17 protein-coding genes are annotated in these 18,032 nt (G+C 67.5%); 11 read left to right on the top strand and 6 right to left on the bottom strand.

Going from position 1 to position 18,032, the window contains the following annotated elements:
• The first annotated feature begins 174 nt into the window (after positions 1–174).
• On the top strand, positions 175–585 hold the full coding sequence (locus B7G54_RS04275; protein WP_244289245.1) for a DUF3592 domain-containing protein: 411 nt from the start codon (positions 175–177) through the stop codon (positions 583–585).
• Between the two features lie 86 nt (positions 586–671).
• The gene (locus tag B7G54_RS04270; RefSeq protein WP_085037970.1) at positions 672–1,466 is read left to right on the top strand and encodes an enoyl-CoA hydratase; all 795 of its coding nucleotides are present in this window, start codon (positions 672–674) and stop codon (positions 1,464–1,466) included.
• Positions 1,467–1,611: 145 nt separating this feature from the next.
• Here the strand turns inward: B7G54_RS04270 and alr are convergent, their stop codons facing one another.
• Positions 1,612–2,733, bottom strand: coding sequence for an alanine racemase (alr, locus tag B7G54_RS04265; protein ID WP_085037891.1), 1,122 nt, complete (start codon positions 2,731–2,733; stop codon positions 1,612–1,614).
• Positions 2,734–3,034: 301 nt separating this feature from the next.
• On the opposite strand from alr, the gene B7G54_RS04260 reads away from it, so the two are divergent.
• Positions 3,035–3,406 carry an MAPEG family protein gene (locus B7G54_RS04260; RefSeq protein ID WP_085037890.1) on the top strand — a complete coding sequence of 124 codons (372 nt, stop codon included), beginning with the start codon at positions 3,035–3,037 and terminating at the stop codon, positions 3,404–3,406.
• A gap of 27 nt (positions 3,407–3,433) precedes the next feature.
• Here the strand turns inward: B7G54_RS04260 and B7G54_RS04255 are convergent, their stop codons facing one another.
• The gene (locus B7G54_RS04255; protein ID WP_085037889.1) at positions 3,434–4,396 is read right to left on the bottom strand and encodes a LysR family transcriptional regulator; all 963 of its coding nucleotides are present in this window, start codon (positions 4,394–4,396) and stop codon (positions 3,434–3,436) included.
• Positions 4,397–4,520: 124 nt separating this feature from the next.
• Here B7G54_RS04255 and B7G54_RS04250 point away from each other — a divergent pair, with 124 nt between their 5' ends.
• The 8 genes from B7G54_RS04250 (at position 4,521) to B7G54_RS39525 (ending at position 14,740) form a co-directional block, all read left to right on the top strand.
• On the top strand, positions 4,521–8,060 hold the full coding sequence (locus B7G54_RS04250) for an ABC transporter ATP-binding protein/permease (protein ID WP_085037888.1): 3,540 nt from the start codon (positions 4,521–4,523) through the stop codon (positions 8,058–8,060).
• Positions 8,061–8,571: 511 nt separating this feature from the next.
• Positions 8,572–9,324 (top strand): glutamine ABC transporter substrate-binding protein GlnH, encoded by a 753-nt coding sequence (gene glnH, locus B7G54_RS04245; RefSeq protein ID WP_085037887.1) that lies wholly within the window; start codon positions 8,572–8,574, stop codon positions 9,322–9,324.
• Between the two features lie 66 nt (positions 9,325–9,390).
• Positions 9,391–10,047, top strand: a complete 657-nt coding sequence (glnP, locus tag B7G54_RS04240) for a glutamine ABC transporter permease GlnP (RefSeq protein WP_085037886.1) — start codon at positions 9,391–9,393, stop codon at positions 10,045–10,047.
• The gene (gene glnQ, locus B7G54_RS04235) at positions 10,044–10,772 is read left to right on the top strand and encodes a glutamine ABC transporter ATP-binding protein GlnQ (RefSeq protein ID WP_048246371.1); all 729 of its coding nucleotides are present in this window, start codon (positions 10,044–10,046) and stop codon (positions 10,770–10,772) included. The genes glnP and glnQ overlap by 4 nt, the downstream gene beginning before the upstream one ends.
• Positions 10,773–10,792: 20 nt before the next feature.
• On the top strand, positions 10,793–11,842 hold the full coding sequence (locus B7G54_RS04230) for a C45 family autoproteolytic acyltransferase/hydrolase (protein ID WP_085037885.1): 1,050 nt from the start codon (positions 10,793–10,795) through the stop codon (positions 11,840–11,842).
• 15 nt (positions 11,843–11,857) lie between these two features.
• Complete coding sequence (locus B7G54_RS04225; protein WP_085037884.1) at positions 11,858–13,192, top strand: aspartate aminotransferase family protein; 1,335 nt, start codon at positions 11,858–11,860, stop codon at positions 13,190–13,192.
• 32 nt (positions 13,193–13,224) lie between these two features.
• Positions 13,225–13,779, top strand: a complete 555-nt coding sequence (locus B7G54_RS04220; RefSeq protein WP_085037883.1) for a carboxymuconolactone decarboxylase family protein — start codon at positions 13,225–13,227, stop codon at positions 13,777–13,779.
• A 160-nt stretch (positions 13,780–13,939) separates the two neighbouring features.
• Positions 13,940–14,740, top strand: a complete 801-nt coding sequence (locus B7G54_RS39525; RefSeq protein WP_085037882.1) for an extensin — start codon at positions 13,940–13,942, stop codon at positions 14,738–14,740.
• Positions 14,741–14,814: 74 nt separating this feature from the next.
• Here the strand turns inward: B7G54_RS39525 and ahpF are convergent, their stop codons facing one another.
• The 4 genes from ahpF to B7G54_RS04195 form a co-directional block, all read right to left on the bottom strand.
• Positions 14,815–16,413 carry an alkyl hydroperoxide reductase subunit F gene (gene ahpF, locus B7G54_RS04210; RefSeq protein ID WP_085037881.1) on the bottom strand — a complete coding sequence of 533 codons (1,599 nt, stop codon included), beginning with the start codon at positions 16,411–16,413 and terminating at the stop codon, positions 14,815–14,817.
• Positions 16,414–16,541: 128 nt separating this feature from the next.
• Positions 16,542–17,105 (bottom strand): alkyl hydroperoxide reductase subunit C, encoded by a 564-nt coding sequence (gene ahpC, locus B7G54_RS04205; RefSeq protein ID WP_034179823.1) that lies wholly within the window; start codon positions 17,103–17,105, stop codon positions 16,542–16,544.
• Positions 17,106–17,409: 304 nt separating this feature from the next.
• Complete coding sequence (locus B7G54_RS04200) at positions 17,410–17,775, bottom strand: type II toxin-antitoxin system VapC family toxin (RefSeq protein WP_085037880.1); 366 nt, start codon at positions 17,773–17,775, stop codon at positions 17,410–17,412.
• Positions 17,769–17,987, bottom strand: a complete 219-nt coding sequence (locus B7G54_RS04195) for a CopG family transcriptional regulator (RefSeq protein WP_085037879.1) — start codon at positions 17,985–17,987, stop codon at positions 17,769–17,771. Before B7G54_RS04195 ends, B7G54_RS04200 begins: the two co-directional genes overlap by 7 nt.
• Positions 17,988–18,032: the final 45 nt, after the last annotated feature.

Genomic DNA, 18,032 nt, shown 5'->3' with positions numbered 1-18,032 from the left:
GCCGCCCGATGTGTGTCGGCACGCCGCGCAATTTACAGTCGGCCGGGATGCCCGTAATCTGCACGACGCCGAGCGTATCGCGCCCGGCAACCACCACAACCAGCAACGGGGCATCTTCCGATGGGCATCGACCGGGCCTCCGGCCGCGACCGCACCGACGCGCGGCACCTCGCCATGCAGATCCCGAAAGGCATCGTTTTCATCGCGCTGGGTACGTGCCTGCTGATCGGTGCGGGCTTCAACGTGCAGTGGACGCGCGAATTCCTGCGCACGTCGATCGTCGTGCCGGGCCGCGTCGTCAAGCTGAACGCCGGCCGGCATCATCCGGAGGTCGCGTTCACCACGCGGGCGGGCGAGCATGTCGAATATCCGCAGGGCGGAGCGGTCAGCGTCGAGGACGGCGCGGCGGTCGAGGTGCGCTATGCGGCCGATGCGCCGTCGATGACCGCGCGGCTGAACACGTTTGGCGCGATCTGGGGCGACGCGCTGTTCCTGGCCGGGATGGGCAGCGCGTTTTTCCTGGGCGGTGCGGCGCAGTTGCGCTCGGGCCTGCGCGCGCGGCGCGAACGGCGCACGCGCGATTGAGCGCCGCCGCACCGCGGCTGGACGTCGCGGGCAATGTGGAGGACCATTTCACCGTCATCCTGCCGAACCCCGTCGAGCGGAACATCATGGAACCCGATCAAGAGACTGCCGAGCCGATCCTGCTGCGCGACGCGCGCGACGGCGTCGTCACGCTGCGGCTGAATCGTCCGCAGCAGTTCAACGCGTTATCCGAGGCGATGCTCGCGAGCCTGCACGACGCGTTTGCGTCGCTCGCCGCGGATCCGCACGTGCGCTGCGTCGTGCTGGCCGCCGAAGGCAAGGCGTTCTGCGCGGGCCACGACCTGCGGCAGATGCGCAGCAAGCCCGAGCTCGATTATTACCGCACGCTGTTCGCGCAGTGCAGCCGCGTGATGCTCGCGATGCGCGCGTTGCCGGTGCCGGTGATCGCGCGCGTGCACGGCATTGCGACGGCGGCCGGTTGCCAGCTCGTCGCCGCGAGCGATCTGGCGATCGCGGCCGATACCGCACGTTTCGCGGTATCGGGCATCAACGTCGGGCTGTTCTGTTCGACGCCGGCCGTTGCGTTGAGCCGAAACGTCACGGCGAAGCGCGCGTTCGACATGCTCGTGACCGGGCGCTTCGTCGATGCGGCGACGGCCGCCGCTTGGGGGCTCGTCAACGAGGCCGTGCCCGAGGATGCGCTCGATGCGGCCGTCGCACGCAAGGTCGCCGAGATCGTCGCGAAGAGCCCGGCCGCGGTGCGGTTCGGCAAGCAGATGTTCTATCGTCAGCGCGAGTTGCCGCTCGACGAAGCCTATGCGTATGCGGGCGACGTGATGGCGCGCAACATGATGGAAGAGGATGCGGGCGAAGGGATCGACGCGTTCCTCGAGAAGCGCAAGCCGACGTGGCGTTCGTAGTGCGTGGTGGAAGGGGGGAGCGGCTCGGAAGGGCCGTCACCCACGCCTTTCCCGCACACCGCAAAGCAAACGGGCCGCCCGAGGCGGCCCGCAACCGAAGCAGCACGTCAGGCGACGCATCAGTATGCCGCCGTATTGACGCTGCTTAGCGCCCGTCGCTCCCGGTGCGCAACGCCGGCTGTTCGCTCGACACACCAGGCGGCACGATCACCACCGGCACGCGGCGCGCGAGTGCGCACATCAGCTCATAACCGATCGTGCCGCTGGCTTGCGCCACGTCATCCACCTTCACCTGGTCGCCCCACAGCTCGACACTCGACCCGATGCCCGCGTTCGGGCACGGCGTCAGGTCGACGGTCAGCATGTCCATCGACACGCGGCCGACGACGCGCGTCATCACGCCGTCCACCGCGATCGGCGTGCCGGTCGGTGCGTGGCGCGGATAGCCGTCCGCATAGCCGCACGCGACGACGCCGATCCGCATCGGCCGGTCGGCCGTGAAGCGGCGGCCATAGCCGACGGTTTCGTCCGGCGACAGCGTCTGCACGCCGATGATCCTGCTCGTCAGCGTCATCGCAGCCATCAGCGGCGTGTCGGCGATATCCCGCGACGCACCCGTCGGCGACGCGCCATACAGGATCGTGCCGGGCCGCACCCAGTCGTGGTGTGCGTGCGGATGCCACAGCACGGCTGCCGAATTCGACGTCGAGCGCTCACCCGGAATCCCCGCCGTGGCCGCATCGAACTGCTCGAGCTGCCAGTCGGCTTCGCCTTCGTCGGCGTTCGCGAAATGCATCATCAGCGTGATCTTGCCGATCGACGGCGCGCTGGCCGCGCGCTCCCACGCGGCACGGAAAGCGGCAGGGCGGTAGCCGAGCCGGTTCATCCCGGAGTTCATCTTGAGCTGGATGTCGATCGGCTGCTGCGGCTTTGCCGCGACCAGCAGGTCGAGCTGCTCGTCGCAGTGCACGGCCACCGTCAGCCGGTGACGATCGGCCAGCTCGACATCGGCCGGCTCGAAGATCCCTTCGAGCAGCAGCACGGGCTTGTCCCAGCCGAGCTCGCGCACGCGTACGGCTTCGTCGAAATCGAGCAGCGCGATGCCGTCGGCGGCCGCGAGGCCCGGGTAGATCCGCTCGATGCCGTGGCCGTACGCGTTCGCCTTGACCACGGCCCATACGCGCGATTGCGCGGCGGTGCGGCGGATGAAGTCGAGGTTGTGGCGGACGGCGTCAGGGCGGATATGGGCGACGATGGGGCGGGGCATGACGATGTCTCGGGTCGGATGTCGTTCGGCGCGCGCGGCGGCGCGGGTTCGGCAGCCTGGCGCGACAACGCGCCAAGCCAGTGTTGAACGCTATCTTATTGGTGTTCGACCAGTTTTAATTAACGTATTTGTCGACGATTTGGTGGAAATTTTGGTGTCGAACCAGGCTGGCTACGGCTATCGGCGGGCCGTGCAGCCGAGTCTCCTGTCTAGAAAACCGGTGCCCGCACGGCGCGACGCAATGCTAAGCTCTCGGCGATCTTGTCATTGATCAATGTAATCATAAAGGAGGAGACTTTTGATGACGACGTCCCAGCTGTGCCTGTTCATCGTGGCGCTGTTGCCGTTCCCGATGACGTTTCTCGCGAAGGCCCGCAAGGGCTACGACAACCGCGCGCCGCGCGATTATCTGGCAAAGCTCGAAGGCTGGCGCGCGCGGGCGCAGGCCGCGCACCAGAACGCGTGGGAGGCGCTCGCGCTGTTTACGGCCGCGCTGGTGGTGGCGTGGCACAACGGCGCGAACGTGCATCGCGTCGACCAGCTTGCGATGGCGTTCGTCGCGATCCGCGTCGCTTATACGCTGATGTACCTGTTGAACTGGGCGTCGCTGCGTTCGCTCGTGTGGTTTGGCGGGATGGCGTGCGTGGTCGCGCTGTTCTTCGCTGCGCCGTAAGCGGCGTGTGCGGGCGAGGCCGTCGCGTTACTTGCCGGTCGCGCCGCCCGTGCCGCGCAGGAGACTGTCGTTGGATGCGGGCGCAACGATCGGGCCTGCAACCGGCGTTGATTCCGCTTCCGCTTCGCGGCGCAGCAGCGCGACCAGCGGATCGAGCAGCCGGTGCCGCGTCGACGGATTGCGGCGCAGCACGAAGCGCCACGACGCGGCGCGTTCGAGGCCCGGCTTCAACGGCACCAGGCGCCCGCTGCGCAGCTCGGGCTCGATCAGCGGCATGCGGCCGAGCGCGATGCCCGCGCCGCCGACCGCCGCACCGATCACCTGGCTGAAGCTGCTGTAACGGACGATCTTCGTCTCGAAGTCGTCCGGCAAGCCGAATGCCGAGGCCCAATTGCGCCAGTCGATCTCGGGGCTGTTCTCGTGCATTTCCTGCAATAGCCGCGAGCGGCACACATTCCCCGAAGCGTACGGAAACAGTTCGGGGCTGCAGACCGGGAACACCGTCTCTCGCATCAGCACATCGTCGTCGGGCTGCGACCGGTGCGCGGGCACGTGCACGATCGCCAGATCGACGCCGCTGCGCGCGAAATCCGGTTCGTCGTCGAGCACGACGGCATGCAGCGGCGTTTCGGGATGAAGCGACGAGAATTCCGCGAGGCGGCGCGCAAGCCACATTGCCGAAAACGGTGCGTTGGCGGATACCGTCAGCCGTTTTGCGGTGCCGCGAATCTCGGCGCAGGCGTCGGTCAGGCGCGACAGCGCATCGCTGACAGCCGGCAGCAGGCGCGCGCCGTCCGGCGTGAGGCTGATGCCGCCGAGCCCCGTGCTGCGTTCGAGCAGGCGCGCGCCGAGCGATTCCTCGAGCGCGCGGATCTGGTGACTGACCGCGCTCGTCGATACGTTCAGCTCGACTGCCGCGCGCGCGAACCCGCCGAGGCGGACGGCCGCCTCGAAAGCCCGCAATGCGCCAAGGGGAGGGAGGTGCGACATGCGGGGTATTGTAGTTGACTCAACACCCGTTGAAAAATCATCTTTTGCCGCGCGCGGGCCGCGCGGGTAGCCTCGATCCGGTCAAGAAAACAACGTAATCGGACACTACCGGAGGGCCTCATTCATGTATTTCGACCGACGACTATGGGCAATGATGGCGGGACTGCGCTGGCGGGTCGCCGCGGCCGTCGCGCTCGGCCTGCTCGCGATGGGTGTCGGCATCCTGCGCTTCGTGTTTCTCGGCCGCGTGCTGGCGCTGGTCTTTTCCGGCGCGCCGGCGCGCAGCATCGGCGAAGCCGTCGTTGCGACGGCGGCCTGCGTGCTCCTGCGCGCATGGCTCGACCATCGCCGCACGGTGCTCGCGCAGCACACGGCCGGGCGCGTGCAGGCCACGCTGCGCGCGCGGCTGTTCGACCGGATCGCCGCGCTCGGCCCCGCCTGGTTCAGCGGCGAACGCACGGGCGGCGTGATGCTCGCCATCGTCGACGGCGTCGAGCAATTGCAGACCTTTTTCGGCACCTACCTGCCGCAGCTCGTGATCGCCGCCTGCGCGCCGGTGATGATCTTCGCGGTACTCGCGTGGTGGGACGTGCCGACGGCCGCGATCCTGCTGGTCGCGGCGCTCGTCACGCTCGCGCTGCCGCAACTCGTGCATCGCGCCGACAAGCGCGCGGCGCTCGCGCGCTCGGCCGCGTTCAAGGCGTTCGGCGAGGAATTTCTCGACGCGGTGCAAGGCCTGCCGACGCTGAAGGCGTTCGGGCAAAGCACGGCGTTCGGCGCGAAGCTGGCCGCGAAGGCGCGCGCGCTGTCCGACAGCACGTTCTGGGTGCTCGCGCTCGGCCTGCTGACGCGGCTCTTTACCGATCTCGGCACCGGCCTCGGCGCGGCCGCCGCGATCGCGGTCGGCGCGTGGCGCGTGCGGCACGGCGACATGAGCCTCGAGGCGCTGCTGATCGTGCTGATGGCCGGCAGCGAGATCTTCCGGCCGCTGCGCGACCTGCGTTCCGTGTTGCACCAGGGGATGATCGGCCAGTCGGCGGCGAATGCGATCCACGCGCTGCTCGACGCCGATAGCCACGCGCCGGCCAACGATGCGCCGCGCGTGCCGGGCCTGCGGCCGGAGATCGCATTCGACGCCGTCAGCTTCGCGTATCCGGGGCGCCGCGCGGACGCGCATGCGGCGCTGAGCTTCTCGGTTCGCGAAGGCGAGACGGTGGCGATCGTCGGGCCGAGCGGCGCGGGCAAGTCGACCATCGTGCGCCTGCTGCTGCGCCAGCACGATGCGCAGGGCGGCGCGATCCGCATCGGCGGCCACGACGTGCGCACGCTCGATGCGGGCCAGGTGCGCGAGATGATCGCGGTCGTCGCGCAGGATGCGACGCTGTTCGACGGCAGCGTGGCCGACAACCTGAAGCTCGGCCGCCCCGACGCGAGCGATGCGGACATGATCGCCGCCGCGCGTGCCGCCAACGCACACGACTTCATCTCGGCGCTGCCCGACGGCTACGCGACGCGCATCGGCGAACGCGGCCTCATGCTGTCGGGCGGCCAGCGCCAGCGCCTCGCGATTGCCCGCGCGCTGCTGCGCGATGCGCCGATCCTGCTGCTCGACGAGGCGCTGTCGTCGGTCGACGCGGAGAACGAAGCGCTGATCCAGCAGGCGCTCGACCGGCTCACGCGCGGGCGGACCACGCTCGTGCTCGCGCACCGGCTGTCCAGCGTGATCGGTGCCGACCGCATCCTGGTGCTCGACCAGGGGCAGGTGGTCGACGAGGGCACGCACGCGGCGCTGATTGCACGTGACGGCCCGTATCGCCGGCTGATGGGGCCGCAACTGGAGGCGGTCGCCGAATCGGTCGGCGCAGCGCCGGCGGCCGGTGCGACCGCGCGCGCGTCGTCGGGCCCGCAGGTGCGGCCGCTGAACGACGATGCCGCGACGATCGGCTGGCCGGAAACCCTGCAGACGCTGCTGCGGTTCGTGCGTCCGTGGACGGGCAAGGTCGTGCTGACGGTGCTGTTCGGGATCGGTCGCGTGCTTGCGTTCATCGGTGTCGGCGTGATCGGCGCACTGGTGGTCGGTGCGGTGCCGGGCGGCCATGTGAGCCCGGCACTCGTCACTGCACTGCTCGTGATCGCGCCGGTGGCGGCCGTGCTGCACTGGCTCGAATCGTGGCTTGCGCACGACATGGCGTACCGGCTGCTCGCGGAAATGCGCATCGCGCTGTTCGCGACGCTCGAACGCCTCGCACCGGCCGGCCTGCTGCGCCGCCGTTCCGGCGATCTCGTGTCGCTCGCGACGCAGGACGTCGAGACCGTCGAATATTTCTATGCGCACACGCTGGCACCCGCATTCGTCGCGGTGCTCGTGCCGGCCGCCGTGCTGGTGCTGCTCGCATCGGTCGCGTGGCCGCTCGCGCTCGTGCTGCTGCCGTTCCTGTTGTGGGCCGGGCTTGCGCCGGTGCTGGCGCGGCGCGAGGTCGACCGGCTCGGCACCGGCGCGCGCGAAGCGCTCGGCCAGCTCGGCGCGCACCTGACCGAAACGATCCAGGGGCTCGCGGAGCTGACCGCGTTCCAGGCCGTCGCGCGCCGGCGCGCAGCGTTCGTGGCCGAAGTCGATGCGTACCGCAAGCAGCGCGCGGCGCTGCTCGACGACCTGTCGGCGCAGAGCGCCGCACTGGAAATCGCGAGCGGGCTCGGCGGGCTGACCGTCGCGGCGCTGGGCGCGCTGCTGTGCGCGCACGGCTGGTTTCCGCGCGAGTCGTTGCCGCTGCTGGTGCTGGTTGCGGTGGCCGCTTTCATGCCGGTGGCCGAAATCGGCCAGGTCGCGCGCCAGCTCGCCGACACGATCGCATCGACGCGCCGTGTGCGCGCGCTGGAGAAGGAGCCCGTTGCCGTGACGGACGGCACGCACGCGATGCCCGCCAATCCGGCGGTGCGTTTCGAAGCCACGTCCTTCACGTATCCGGGCCGCAGCGTGCCCGCGATCGACCGCGTGAGCTTCGAGGTGCCGCCGGGCAGCACGGTCGCGCTGGTCGGTGTGTCGGGGGCCGGCAAGTCGACGGTCGCGAGCCTGCTGCTGCGCTTCTGGGATCCGCAGCAGGGCCGCGTGACGCTTGGCGGCGTCGATCTGCGCGACCTGCGCCTCGACGACCTGCGGCAGCACATCGCGCTGGTTGCGCAGGATACCTACCTGTTCAACGACACGCTCGAAGCGAACATCCGGCTCGCCGCGAACGGCGCGTCCGACGCGGACGTGCAGCGCGCGATCGACCATGCGGCGCTCGGCGAATTCGTCGCGCGGCTGCCGGACGGGCTCGCGACGCGCGTCGGCGAGCGCGGCGTGCAACTGTCGGGCGGCCAGCGCCAGCGCGTCGCGATTGCGCGCGCGTTCCTGAAGGATGCGCCCGTACTGATCCTCGACGAAGCGACGTCCCATCTGGACACGATCAGCGAGCAGCAGATCCGCGCGGCGCTGGAAGACCTGATGACGCAACGCACGTCGATCATCATCGCGCACCGGCTGTCGACCGTGCGCAATGCCGACCTGATCCTCGTGATGGAGCACGGCAGCGTGATCGAGGCCGGATGTCATGCGGATCTGATGGCGCGGCAGGGCGCGTATGCGCGGCTCGTGTCGCATCAAGCGAGCGGGGTGGCGGCCTAGCCGACGCGGCATCGGCGCGCGGCCGGCCGGCGGCTCCGCGCGCATTCCGCAACATTCGTTGCGCCGCGCCGGCGGTTGTCGGCATCGCGGAGGCAGCCGCCCCGGCGCGGCGCACGTCGAATTGCCGACGATCCACGCGAACGAGCGCGCGGACGGCGGCGATTGTCCGCGCCGTCGCGCCGTCATCCTCCACTTGCGCGCGATGCCCGGGACGGCAAACCTGCCCGTCCGGGCCCTTCACCGTCAACCGCTTCCCAGGCGCCGCCATCGGCCGGCCCGGGCGGTCCGCCCCGGGCCGCACGCCCTTTCCTCCGATTGACCCGTCCCGCGCTCCCGGGTTTGTCTCGATGCATTTATCCGTTGCGCCTTTTTTTGTTGTCGTAGTATCGCCATTGACAACACTTGTTGCACTAAGGTCTAATTCAACATCGCATGTTGCGGTGCGGCTTGCTGTCGTCGTTCCCGCCGGCCGGCTGGCCGGTCACATCGCTCAATCATGCGGAGAGAAACCATGAGTCGCCGTTCCTTCCTGACAGCCGTCGCGGTCGTTGCCGCGCTCGGCGCAAGCATCGCGCACGCGGATACCAGGACGCTCGTCGTCGGGACCGACACGTCGTTCATGCCGTTCGAGTTCAAGCAGGGCGACAAGTACGTCGGCTTCGATCTCGACCTGTGGGCAGAGATCGCGAAGGACCAGGGCTGGAAATACACGATCCAGCCGATGGATTTCGCGGGCCTGATCCCGGCGCTGCAGACGCAGAACATCGATGTCGCGCTGTCGGGCATGACGATCAAGGAGGCGCGCAAGAAGGCGATCGACTTCTCCGCGCCGTACTACGACAGCGGCCTCGCGGCGATGGTGCAGACCGGCAATACGACGATCGGGTCGATCGACGACCTGAACGGCAAGGTGATCGCCGCGAAAACAGGTACTGCGACGATCGACTGGATCAAGGCGCACCTGAAGCCAAAGGAAATCCGCCAGTTCCCGAACATCGACCAGGCCTACCTCGCGCTCGAAGCTGGCCGCGTCGACGCGGCGATGCACGACACGCCGAACGTGCTGTTCTTCGTGAACAACGAGGGCAAGGGCAAGGTGAAGGTCGCGGGCCAGCCGGTCAGCGGCGACAAGTACGGGATCGGCTTCCCGAAGGGCAGCCAGCTCGTGCCGAAGGTCAACGCGTCGCTCGTGAAGATCCGGGCCGATGGCCGTTACGCGCAGATCTACAAGAAGTGGTTCGGTGCCGAGCCGCCGAAGATGTGAGCGCGACGCCGCAACAGCGCGCGGCCGGGCGGCCGTGCCGGTCTTGAATCGAACGGGGAGCGACAAGTGAATTTCGATTGGTCGGCGATCTGGGCGGCGTTGCCGGACCTGATGGACGGGGTCCGGTTGACGGTGTTCATCGCATTGTTCGGGCTGGTGGGCGGCTTCATCGTCGGGATGATCGCGGGCATGTTTCGCGCATACGGGCCGAAGGCGATGAACGTGCTTGCACAGGTTTATATTGAATTGATCCGCGGCACGCCGATCGTCGTGCAGGTAATGTTTCTGTACTTCGCGTTGCCGCTGCTCGCGCATATCCGCATCGACGGCCTGACGGCCGCGATCATCGCGATCACGGTGAATTCCGGCGCGTATCTCGCGGAAGTGGTGCGCGGCGCGCTGTTGTCGATCCCGAAGGGGCTGACGGAAGCGGGGCTCGCGATGGGGTTGTCGATGCCGCGCGTGCTGCTGAAGGTGGTCGGTCCGCTGGCGTTCCGGCGGCTGATTCCGCCGCTCGGCAACCAGTGCATCGTGAGCCTGAAGGATACGTCGCTGTTCATCGTGATCGGTGTCGGCGAACTGACGCGCAAGGGACAGGAAATCATCGCGGGCAATTTCCAGGCGGTCGAGATCTGGACCGCCGTGGCTGTCATCTACCTGTTGCTGACCGGCGCGATGACGCTGACGCTGCGGCTCGTCGAAAAGCGCATGAGGATCCTGTGAGCATGATCGAATTCCAGAACGTGTCGAAGAGCTTCGGCCACGTGCCGGTGCTGAAGCACATCGACCTGAAGATCGACGCAGGCGAGGTGGTCGTCGTGATCGGCCCGTCCGGCTCGGGCAAGTCGACGATGCTGCGCTGTATCAACGCGCTCGAGAAAATCACCGGCGGCGAGCTGCTCGTCGACGGCCAGAGCGTGCGCGGCAACGCGACGACGATCCGCAACATCCGGCTCGAAGCCGGCATGGTGTTCCAGCAGTTCAACCTGTTTCCGCAAATGACCGCGCTCGAGAACGTGATGTTCGGGCCGACCCAGGTGCGCGGCGCATCGCGTGCCGACGCACGCGACCAGGCGATGGCGCTGCTCGACAAGGTTGGCCTCGAATCGCGCGCGAATCACTACCCGTCGGAGCTGTCGGGCGGCCAGCAGCAACGCGTCGCGATTGCACGCGCGCTCGCGATCCGGCCGCGGCTGATGCTGTTCGACGAGCCGACCTCGGCGCTCGATCCGGAATTGCGCCACGAAGTGCTGAAAGTGATGCAGGATCTCGCGACCGAAGGGATGACGATGATCGTCGTCACGCACGAGATCGGCTTTGCGAAACGGGTCGGCACGCGCCTGCTGTTCATGGATCAGGGCGGGATCGCCGAGGACGGCCATCCGGTCGACCTGATCGACCGGCCGCCGACCCCGCGCCTGAAGGAATTCCTGAAACACGTGTCCTGAACGAAACCGATACTTCCGACATGCCGCTTTCCCTTTCCCCCGTCATCGCCGGCACGCCGTTCGACATCGGCATGCGCCTCGGCGAGCTCGCCCGCCCCGTGTTCGACGCATATATGCAGCAGAGCAGCGCGTGGCAGGCCGTGCGCCGCTGGCGCGGCGATCCGTTCGTCGCTGCACTGCGGCAGGCCGCGCTGGCCGCGTATCCCGATCTCGTCGCGGAACTGGACGGGATCGCGGCGGGCGTCGGCTGGCCGGCCGAGGACATCTTTCTGTGGAACTGCCGCGGCGAGCTGATCCACCACGCGCCGGACGGTTGCACGACGCTCGCCGCGCGCGACGCGGCCGGCATGCGCTGGATCGCGCACAACGAGGACGGCGATCCGTTCCTGCGCGAGCGCTGCCTGCTCGTCGACGTGCGGCCGGCGGGCAAGCCGGGCTTCATCAGCTTCTACTACCCCGGTTCGCTGCCCGGCCATACCTTTGCCGCAAACCGCGCGGGCGTCGCGCAGGCGATCAACAACCTGCGGATCCGCGCACCTGCGCCGGGCGTGCCGCGCATGATCCTTGCGCGCGCCGTGCTCGATGCGACGTCGCTCGACGCGGCGGCTGACGTGCTGCGCGGTCATGCGCGCGCGAGCGGCTTTCATCACACGCTCGGCGCGACCGGCGATGCGCGGCTCTGGAGCATCGAGGCCAGCGTCGCGCGCTGTTCGGTGATCGACGTCGCGCGGCTCGCAGGGCATGCGAACCATCTCGTGCATCCCGGCTGCGATGCGCAAGCGCAGATCGTCACGCAATCGTCGGCCGACCGCCAGCGCCGCGTCGATTCGCTGACGCCCGGCATCGATGCGATCGACGAAGCCGCGCTGTTGCGCGTGCTCGGCGATCGCGCGCCGCAAGGGCTGCCGATCTATCGCGACGATCCGGCCGACCCCGACGACGAGAACACGCTGGCCACGGCGGTGTTCGCGATCGGCGCGGCGTCGATCGATTTCATCATTCACCAGCAAGGCACGCCGCGTTTCGCGACACGCATCGTGCCGTCCGGACGTGTGCACGACGCATCCTGATCCATGAGGCAACGCATGACGACCGTTTTCCATCGCGCTCCGCGCGCCACCTTGCCCGTCGCCGTCGCAGGCGACGGCATCGAGATCATCGACTCGACCGGCAAACGCTATATCGACGCTTGCGGCGGCGCGGCCGTTTCGTGTCTCGGCCACAGCAACCAGCGCGTGATCGACGCGATCAAGCGGCAGGCGCAGCAGCTGGCGTACGCGCATACGTCGTTCTTCACGACCGACGTGGCCGAGGAACTGGCCGACCGGCTCGTCGACACCGCACCGGCCGGCCTCGAACACGTGTATTTCGTGTCGGGCGGCTCCGAGGCGGTCGAGGCCGCGCTGAAGCTCGCGCGCCAGTATTTCGTCGAGAAGGGAGAGCCGCAGCGCCGCCATTTCATCGCGCGGCGGCAGAGCTATCACGGCAACACGCTCGGCGCGCTCGCGATCGGCGGCAATGCGTGGCGGCGCGAGCCGTTCCTGCCGCTGCTGATCGACGCGCATCACGTGAGCCCGTGCTTCGCATACCGCGACCAGCAGGCGGGTGAAACCGACGAAGCGTATGCGCAGCGCCTGGCGGACGAGCTCGAGCAGAAGATCGTCGAACTCGGGGCGGACACCGTCGCGGCGTTCGTCGCGGAGACGGTGGTGGGCGCAACGGCCGGCGCGGTGCCGCCGGTGCGCACGTACCTGAAGAAGATTCGCGCCGTGTGCGACAAGTACGGCGTGCTGCTGATCCTCGACGAGATCATGTCGGGGATGGGACGCACGGGCTACCTGTACGCATGCGATGAAGACGGCGTCGCGCCCGACCTGCTGACGATCGCGAAAGGGCTCGGCGCGGGCTACCAGCCGATCGGCGCGACGCTCGTCAGCGACCGCATCTACCGGACGATCGTCGACGGCTCGGGTTTCTTCCAGCACGGCCACACGTACCTCGGCCATGCAACCGCATGCGCGGCCGCGCTCGAAGTGCAGCGCGTGATCGCCGAAGAGCAGCTGCTCGACAACGTGAAGGCGCGCGGCGAGCAACTGCGCGCGTCGTTGCGCGAGCACTATGGCGCGCATCCGCATATCGGCGACGTGCGCGGACGCGGGCTGTTCGTCGGCGTCGAACTCGTGCGTGATCGCGACAGCAAGGCGACGTTCGATCCGGCGCTGAAGCTGCACGCGGCGGTCAAGCGCGAAGCGATGCAGCGCGGCTTGATGGTGTATCCGATGGGCGGGACGATCGACGGCGTTCACGGCGATCACGTCCTGGTCGCGCCGCCGTTCATTTGCACTGCGCAGCAGATCGATACGATCGTCGAGCGGCTGTCGGGCGCGATCGGCGCGGCGCTCGCGTCGGCCGGCGCGTGACCGCATTCGTCGAACCTTGTCCGGACTTCGCCATGACCAACAGACTGCCTCCATTCGATCCTGCATCGGCCACCGATGCACAGAAGGCCGTGCTGGCCGACATTCTCAGTGGCCCGCGCGGCAACCTGAACGGGCCATTTCTCGGCTGGATCGCGAGCCCCGAACTGGCTCAGCACGCGCAGAAGCTCGGTGCATTTTGCCGCTATCGCACGGGCCTGCCGCTGCGCCTGTCGGAACTCGCGATTCTCGTGACGGCCGCGCGCTGGCGCTCGCAGGCCGAGTGGCACATCCACCATCCGATCGCACTCGATGCGGGCGTGCCGGCCGCGACGGCCGACGCGATCCGGCGCGGTGTCGCACCCGCATTCGAGTCGGACGACGATGCGTTGATCCATGCGTTCGCGAGCGAACTGTACGACACGCGGCGCGTGAGCGACGCGACGTTCGCACGGGCGGAAGCGCGCTTCGGCCACGAAACCGTCGTGAATCTCGTTGCATTGCTCGGCTACTACGCGCTCGTCGCGATGACGCTGAACACGTTCGGCATGCGCGCGGACGGGCAGACCGAATTGCCGTTTCCGGAGTGATCGCCATGCGGTGATCGTGCAGGAGCAGGGGCGGCGATACGTCTGACGAACGTGTTGCCGGCCTGTTCCGGCACAATGCAACCAAATGTATTCATGCGGGATCGACGGCCGATCGCCGCGTATGATGGCTTGTTCACGTCGACATGATCGGTGAGCAAGCATGACGAGTACCCGCAAGACCTTGATGATCGCCGGTGGGCTCCTGGTAGCCGCGGCCGGCACTGCCTACGTGATGCTCCTGCGCGCGGACCACCGCGCGATCGAAGATGCCGGCATCGGCGATTCGGCCGCGCCCGTTGCCGCGGCGCCCGCAGGCAACGATCACGCGGTGCAGGGCACCATCGCGCCGCCGGCCCCGGCAGCCCCGGCAGCCCAGGCCGATACGGCATCGAAGCAGGCAGCCGTTCCGCCGCACCCGCCGGCACCGGCCGCACCTGTACCCGCCCCCGCGCGTGTCAGCGCCGCACCCGCATCTGTCCCCGCCGTTCCCGTCGTCAGCGAGAAAGCGCAGCCGAGCGCACCGCCGCCGAAGGTCAATGTCGTGACCGTCGATGCGCAGGATTCGACCCCGCCGGCCGCACCGCCTGCTGCGAAACCAGTCCAGCCGGTCGCACCCGCGCAGGTGACGCAACGCGCATCACGCAAGCGCGACGGCCTCGAACGCCACGCGGCCGCGGCGCCTGCGGCGACGAAATCCGAAACGCCGGAGACGGCGGCACTCGTCAGGGAATCGGCGAAGCTCGACCCGTCGTTGCCGCCGCCGTCGATGTCGTCGATCTCGTCGATGTCGGCGAGCAGCGGTTCGACCCGGCAGGGCGGTTCGTCGTCGGGTGCAAATCCGGTTGCTGCTGCGATGACCGAGCAATTGGTCAGGTCGTCGAGCAATTTCAAGTCACCACCGTCGGCGGCGCCCGCGAACGGCAGCCCGGGCACGACCAAGTCACCTTCGCTTCCGGAATAAAAAGGGCCCCGCACGCCGACCAAAGCATGCGGGGCCAAGAGAGACAAATGGTGGTGCCGGCCGGCTGACGCGCGTTACGCGGCGACCGCTTCTTCGGCCTGCGGCTGCGCGGCGGCTACCGGTGCAACGTCCTGCCGGATCAGGTGGTCGAACGCGCCGAGCGATGCCTTCGCGCCTTCACCCACGGCGATCACGATCTGCTTGAACGGCACCGTCGTCACGTCACCGGCTGCGAACACGCCCGGTATCGACGTCGCGCCGCGCGCATCGACGACGATCTCGCCGTGCTTCGACAGTTCGACCGTGCCTTTCAGCCATTCGGTGTTCGGCACGAGGCCGATCTGCACGAACACGCCTTCGAGATCGATGCGCTGTGTGTCGCCCGAGCGCAGATCCTTGTAGACGAGCCCGTTCAGCTTGCTGCCGTCGCCGGTCAGCTCGGTCGTTTGCGCCTGCGTGACGATCGTGACGTTCGGCAGGCTGCGCAGCTTGCGCTGCAGCACTTCGTCCGCGCGCAGTTGCGCGCCGTATTCGACCAGCGTGACTTCCTTCACGATGCCGGCGAGGTCGATCGCGGCCTCGACGCCCGAGTTGCCGCCGCCGACCACTGCGACGCGCTTGCCCTTGAACAGCGGGCCGTCGCAGTGCGGGCAGTACGCGACACCGCGGTTGCGGTATTCGCGCTCGCCCGGCACGTTGATTTCGCGCCAGCGCGCGCCGGTTGCCAGGACGATCGTCTTCGCCTTCAGCACCGCGCCGTTCGCGAGGCGGATCTGGTGCACGTCGCCCGGAATCAGCGCGTCGGCGCGCTGCACGTCCATGATGTCGACGTCGTACTGCTTCACGTGCTGTTCGAGCGCGGTCGCGAATTTCGGCCCTTCGGTTTCCTGCACGGACACGAAGTTCTCGATCGCCATCGTGTCGAGCACCTGGCCGCCGAAACGCTCGGCGACGACGCCCGTCGCAATGCCCTTGCGCGCCGAGTAGATGGCGGCGGCCGCGCCTGCCGGGCCGCCGCCGACGATCAGCGTATCGAACACCGGCTTGTTCTCAAGCGACTTCGCGGCGCGTGCGCTCGCACCCGTATCGATTTTCGCGAGGATTTCCTTCACGCTGCTGCGGCCCTGGCCGAACGAAGCGCCGTTCAGGAACATCGTCGGCACGGCCATGATCTGGCGCGACTCGACTTCATCCTGGAACAGTGCGCCGTCGATCGCGACGTGACGGATGCGCGGGTTGATCAGCGACATCACGTTCAGCGCCTGCACGACTTCCGGGCAGTTCTGGCACGACAGCGAGAAATACGTCTCGAATGCGTAGTCGCCGTCGAGCGCGCGGATCTGGTCGATCACGTCGTCGTCGAGCTTGATCGGGTGGCCGCCCGTCTGCAGCAATGCGAGCACGAGCGACGTGAATTCATGGCCCATCGGGATGCCGGCGAAGCGGATGCCGGCCGGCTTGCCGGGCTCGCCGATCGAGAACGACGGCTTGCGCTCGGCGTCGTTGCGGCGTTCGGCCACGGTCACGCGATCCGTCAGCGACGCAATCTCGTTCAGCAGCGCCAGCAGTTCCTGCGATTTCGCGCTGTCGTCGAGCGAGGCGACGAGTTCGATCGGGCGCGTGATCTTTTCGAGGTACGCTTTCAGTTGGTTCTTGAGATTGGCGTCGAGCATGGCGTTTCGGATTCCGTATTAATGATTCTGGTCGGGCACGTCGTGCCGGAGGAGGGCGCGGGCCGCGCGCAGCGGCGGCCCGTATTCGTGCGTCTCGCGCGCCTCGGGCGAGGCGCGCGGAGCGATCGTCAGATCTTGCCGATCAGGTCGAGCGACGGGGTCAGCGTTTCCGCACCCGGCGTCCACTTGGCCGGGCACACTTCACCCGGGTGCGCCGCGATGTATTGCGCCGCCTGCACCTTGCGCAGCAGTTCGCCTGCGTCGCGGCCGATGCCGTTGTCGTGGATTTCGCACAGCTTGATCTCGCCTTCCGGATTGATCACGAACGTGCCGCGCAGGGCCATCCCTTCTTCCTCGATCAGCACGTCGAAGTTGCGCGACAGCGTGAGCGTCGGGTCGCCGATCATCGGGTACTTGATCTTGCCGATCGTGTCCGACGTGTCGTGCCATGCCTTGTGCGTGAAGTGCGTGTCGGTCGACACGCCGTAGATTTCGACACCCAGCTTCTGGAATTCCGCGTAACGGTCGGCGAGGTCGCCCAGCTCGGTCGGGCAGACGAACGTGAAGTCGGCCGGGTAGAACACGACGACGGACCACTTGCCCTTGAAGTTCTCTTCCGAGACGGGCACGAATTCGCCGTTGTGGTAAGCGGTTGCCTTGAACGGCTTGATTTGGGTGTTGATGATCGGCATCTGGAGAGTTCCTTTGCTTCAGTGGTGAGTGGAGTGTTGCCAGTATCCGGGTTCACCCTGACTTTGTGAAATTGCTTGTTTCAATCCGGGGCATCGGGAATTTCTATCTGCTTCCGGCCCTTGATTGGATGGGGTGCGGAGTGGCGCTTTTGACGCGTTGAGTGGGGGCGGTGGAATGTGGGCGAGAGCGGGGGCGGCGGGTGGTGTCGACGCGCACAGCCATGCCTCGCAGGCGCAGGATGCGTCGTTTCGTGCGTTCGTATTGGGTGCGGCGGGGTGAGCGGACGCCGCCGCGATCATCGGCTCAGATCTGATAAGGCACGCGAATGCCAGGCTCGGTGGCGGGAAAATCCTTCGTGTTGCGTGACACGAGCAGCAGCCCGTTCACTTGGGCCGATGCCCAGACGATCGCATTGGGCAAGCGGATGCGGCGCGCCTTGCGGATCGTCACGGCGCGATTCGCGACCGTGCCATCGAGCGCGATGACATCGAACGACGAGAGCCATGCGCGGATCGGAGCTTCGTCCGATACGGAAGTGCCGACCAGGACCTCCATCCACGAGATCACGCTGATCGCACGATAGTCGTAACGGCCCAGTTCCGCGCGAGCGGATTCCACGCCGCCCAGATAGTCGATCAGGATATTGGTGTCGAAGAGTGCTTTTACCATTCCGAGCGCAGTTCTTCCTGATAGGCGAGCCCGTCAACCTTGCGATCCTTCCAGAGACCGAAGACGTCGTCGGCGTGCCGGTGCTTGTGCAGAGCAATGTATGCATCGATCGCATCGCGGATGATCGCGGCGCGGGGACGGTGTTGAGTCTCGACGATGACGGCCAACTCGTCGAGTTGGCCGTCCGACAGATCGACCAGGATTCGGCCCATGACAGCCTCCGATATATGATATGCATATCATATATACCCGAGCAG

The sequence above is a fragment of the Burkholderia puraquae genome (assembly GCF_002099195.1).
Taxonomy (GTDB): Bacteria; Pseudomonadota; Gammaproteobacteria; order Burkholderiales; family Burkholderiaceae; genus Burkholderia; species Burkholderia puraquae.
The sequence above is the reverse complement of the archived record's forward strand: the minus strand, read 5'-3'. Positions and strand labels throughout refer to the sequence as shown.

Coding starts and splice junctions, on each gene's coding strand:
- B7G54_RS04275 (WP_244289245.1), top strand. CDS start 175: ATGCAGATCCCGAAAGGCATCGTTTTCATCGCGCTGGGTACGTGCCTG.
- B7G54_RS04270 (WP_085037970.1), top strand. CDS start 672: ATGGAACCCGATCAAGAGACTGCCGAGCCGATCCTGCTGCGCGACGCG.
- alr (WP_085037891.1), bottom strand. CDS start 2,733: ATGCCCCGCCCCATCGTCGCCCATATCCGCCCTGACGCCGTCCGCCAC.
- B7G54_RS04260 (WP_085037890.1), top strand. CDS start 3,035: ATGACGACGTCCCAGCTGTGCCTGTTCATCGTGGCGCTGTTGCCGTTC.
- B7G54_RS04255 (WP_085037889.1), bottom strand. CDS start 4,396: ATGTCGCACCTCCCTCCCCTTGGCGCATTGCGGGCTTTCGAGGCGGCC.
- B7G54_RS04250 (WP_085037888.1), top strand. CDS start 4,521: ATGTATTTCGACCGACGACTATGGGCAATGATGGCGGGACTGCGCTGG.
- glnH (WP_085037887.1), top strand. CDS start 8,572: ATGAGTCGCCGTTCCTTCCTGACAGCCGTCGCGGTCGTTGCCGCGCTC.
- B7G54_RS04230 (WP_085037885.1), top strand. CDS start 10,793: ATGCCGCTTTCCCTTTCCCCCGTCATCGCCGGCACGCCGTTCGACATC.
- B7G54_RS04225 (WP_085037884.1), top strand. CDS start 11,858: ATGACGACCGTTTTCCATCGCGCTCCGCGCGCCACCTTGCCCGTCGCC.
- B7G54_RS04220 (WP_085037883.1), top strand. CDS start 13,225: ATGACCAACAGACTGCCTCCATTCGATCCTGCATCGGCCACCGATGCA.
- B7G54_RS39525 (WP_085037882.1), top strand. CDS start 13,940: ATGACGAGTACCCGCAAGACCTTGATGATCGCCGGTGGGCTCCTGGTA.
- ahpF (WP_085037881.1), bottom strand. CDS start 16,413: ATGCTCGACGCCAATCTCAAGAACCAACTGAAAGCGTACCTCGAAAAG.
- ahpC (WP_034179823.1), bottom strand. CDS start 17,105: ATGCCGATCATCAACACCCAAATCAAGCCGTTCAAGGCAACCGCTTAC.
- B7G54_RS04200 (WP_085037880.1), bottom strand. CDS start 17,775: ATGGTAAAAGCACTCTTCGACACCAATATCCTGATCGACTATCTGGGC.
- B7G54_RS04195 (WP_085037879.1), bottom strand. CDS start 17,987: ATGGGCCGAATCCTGGTCGATCTGTCGGACGGCCAACTCGACGAGTTG.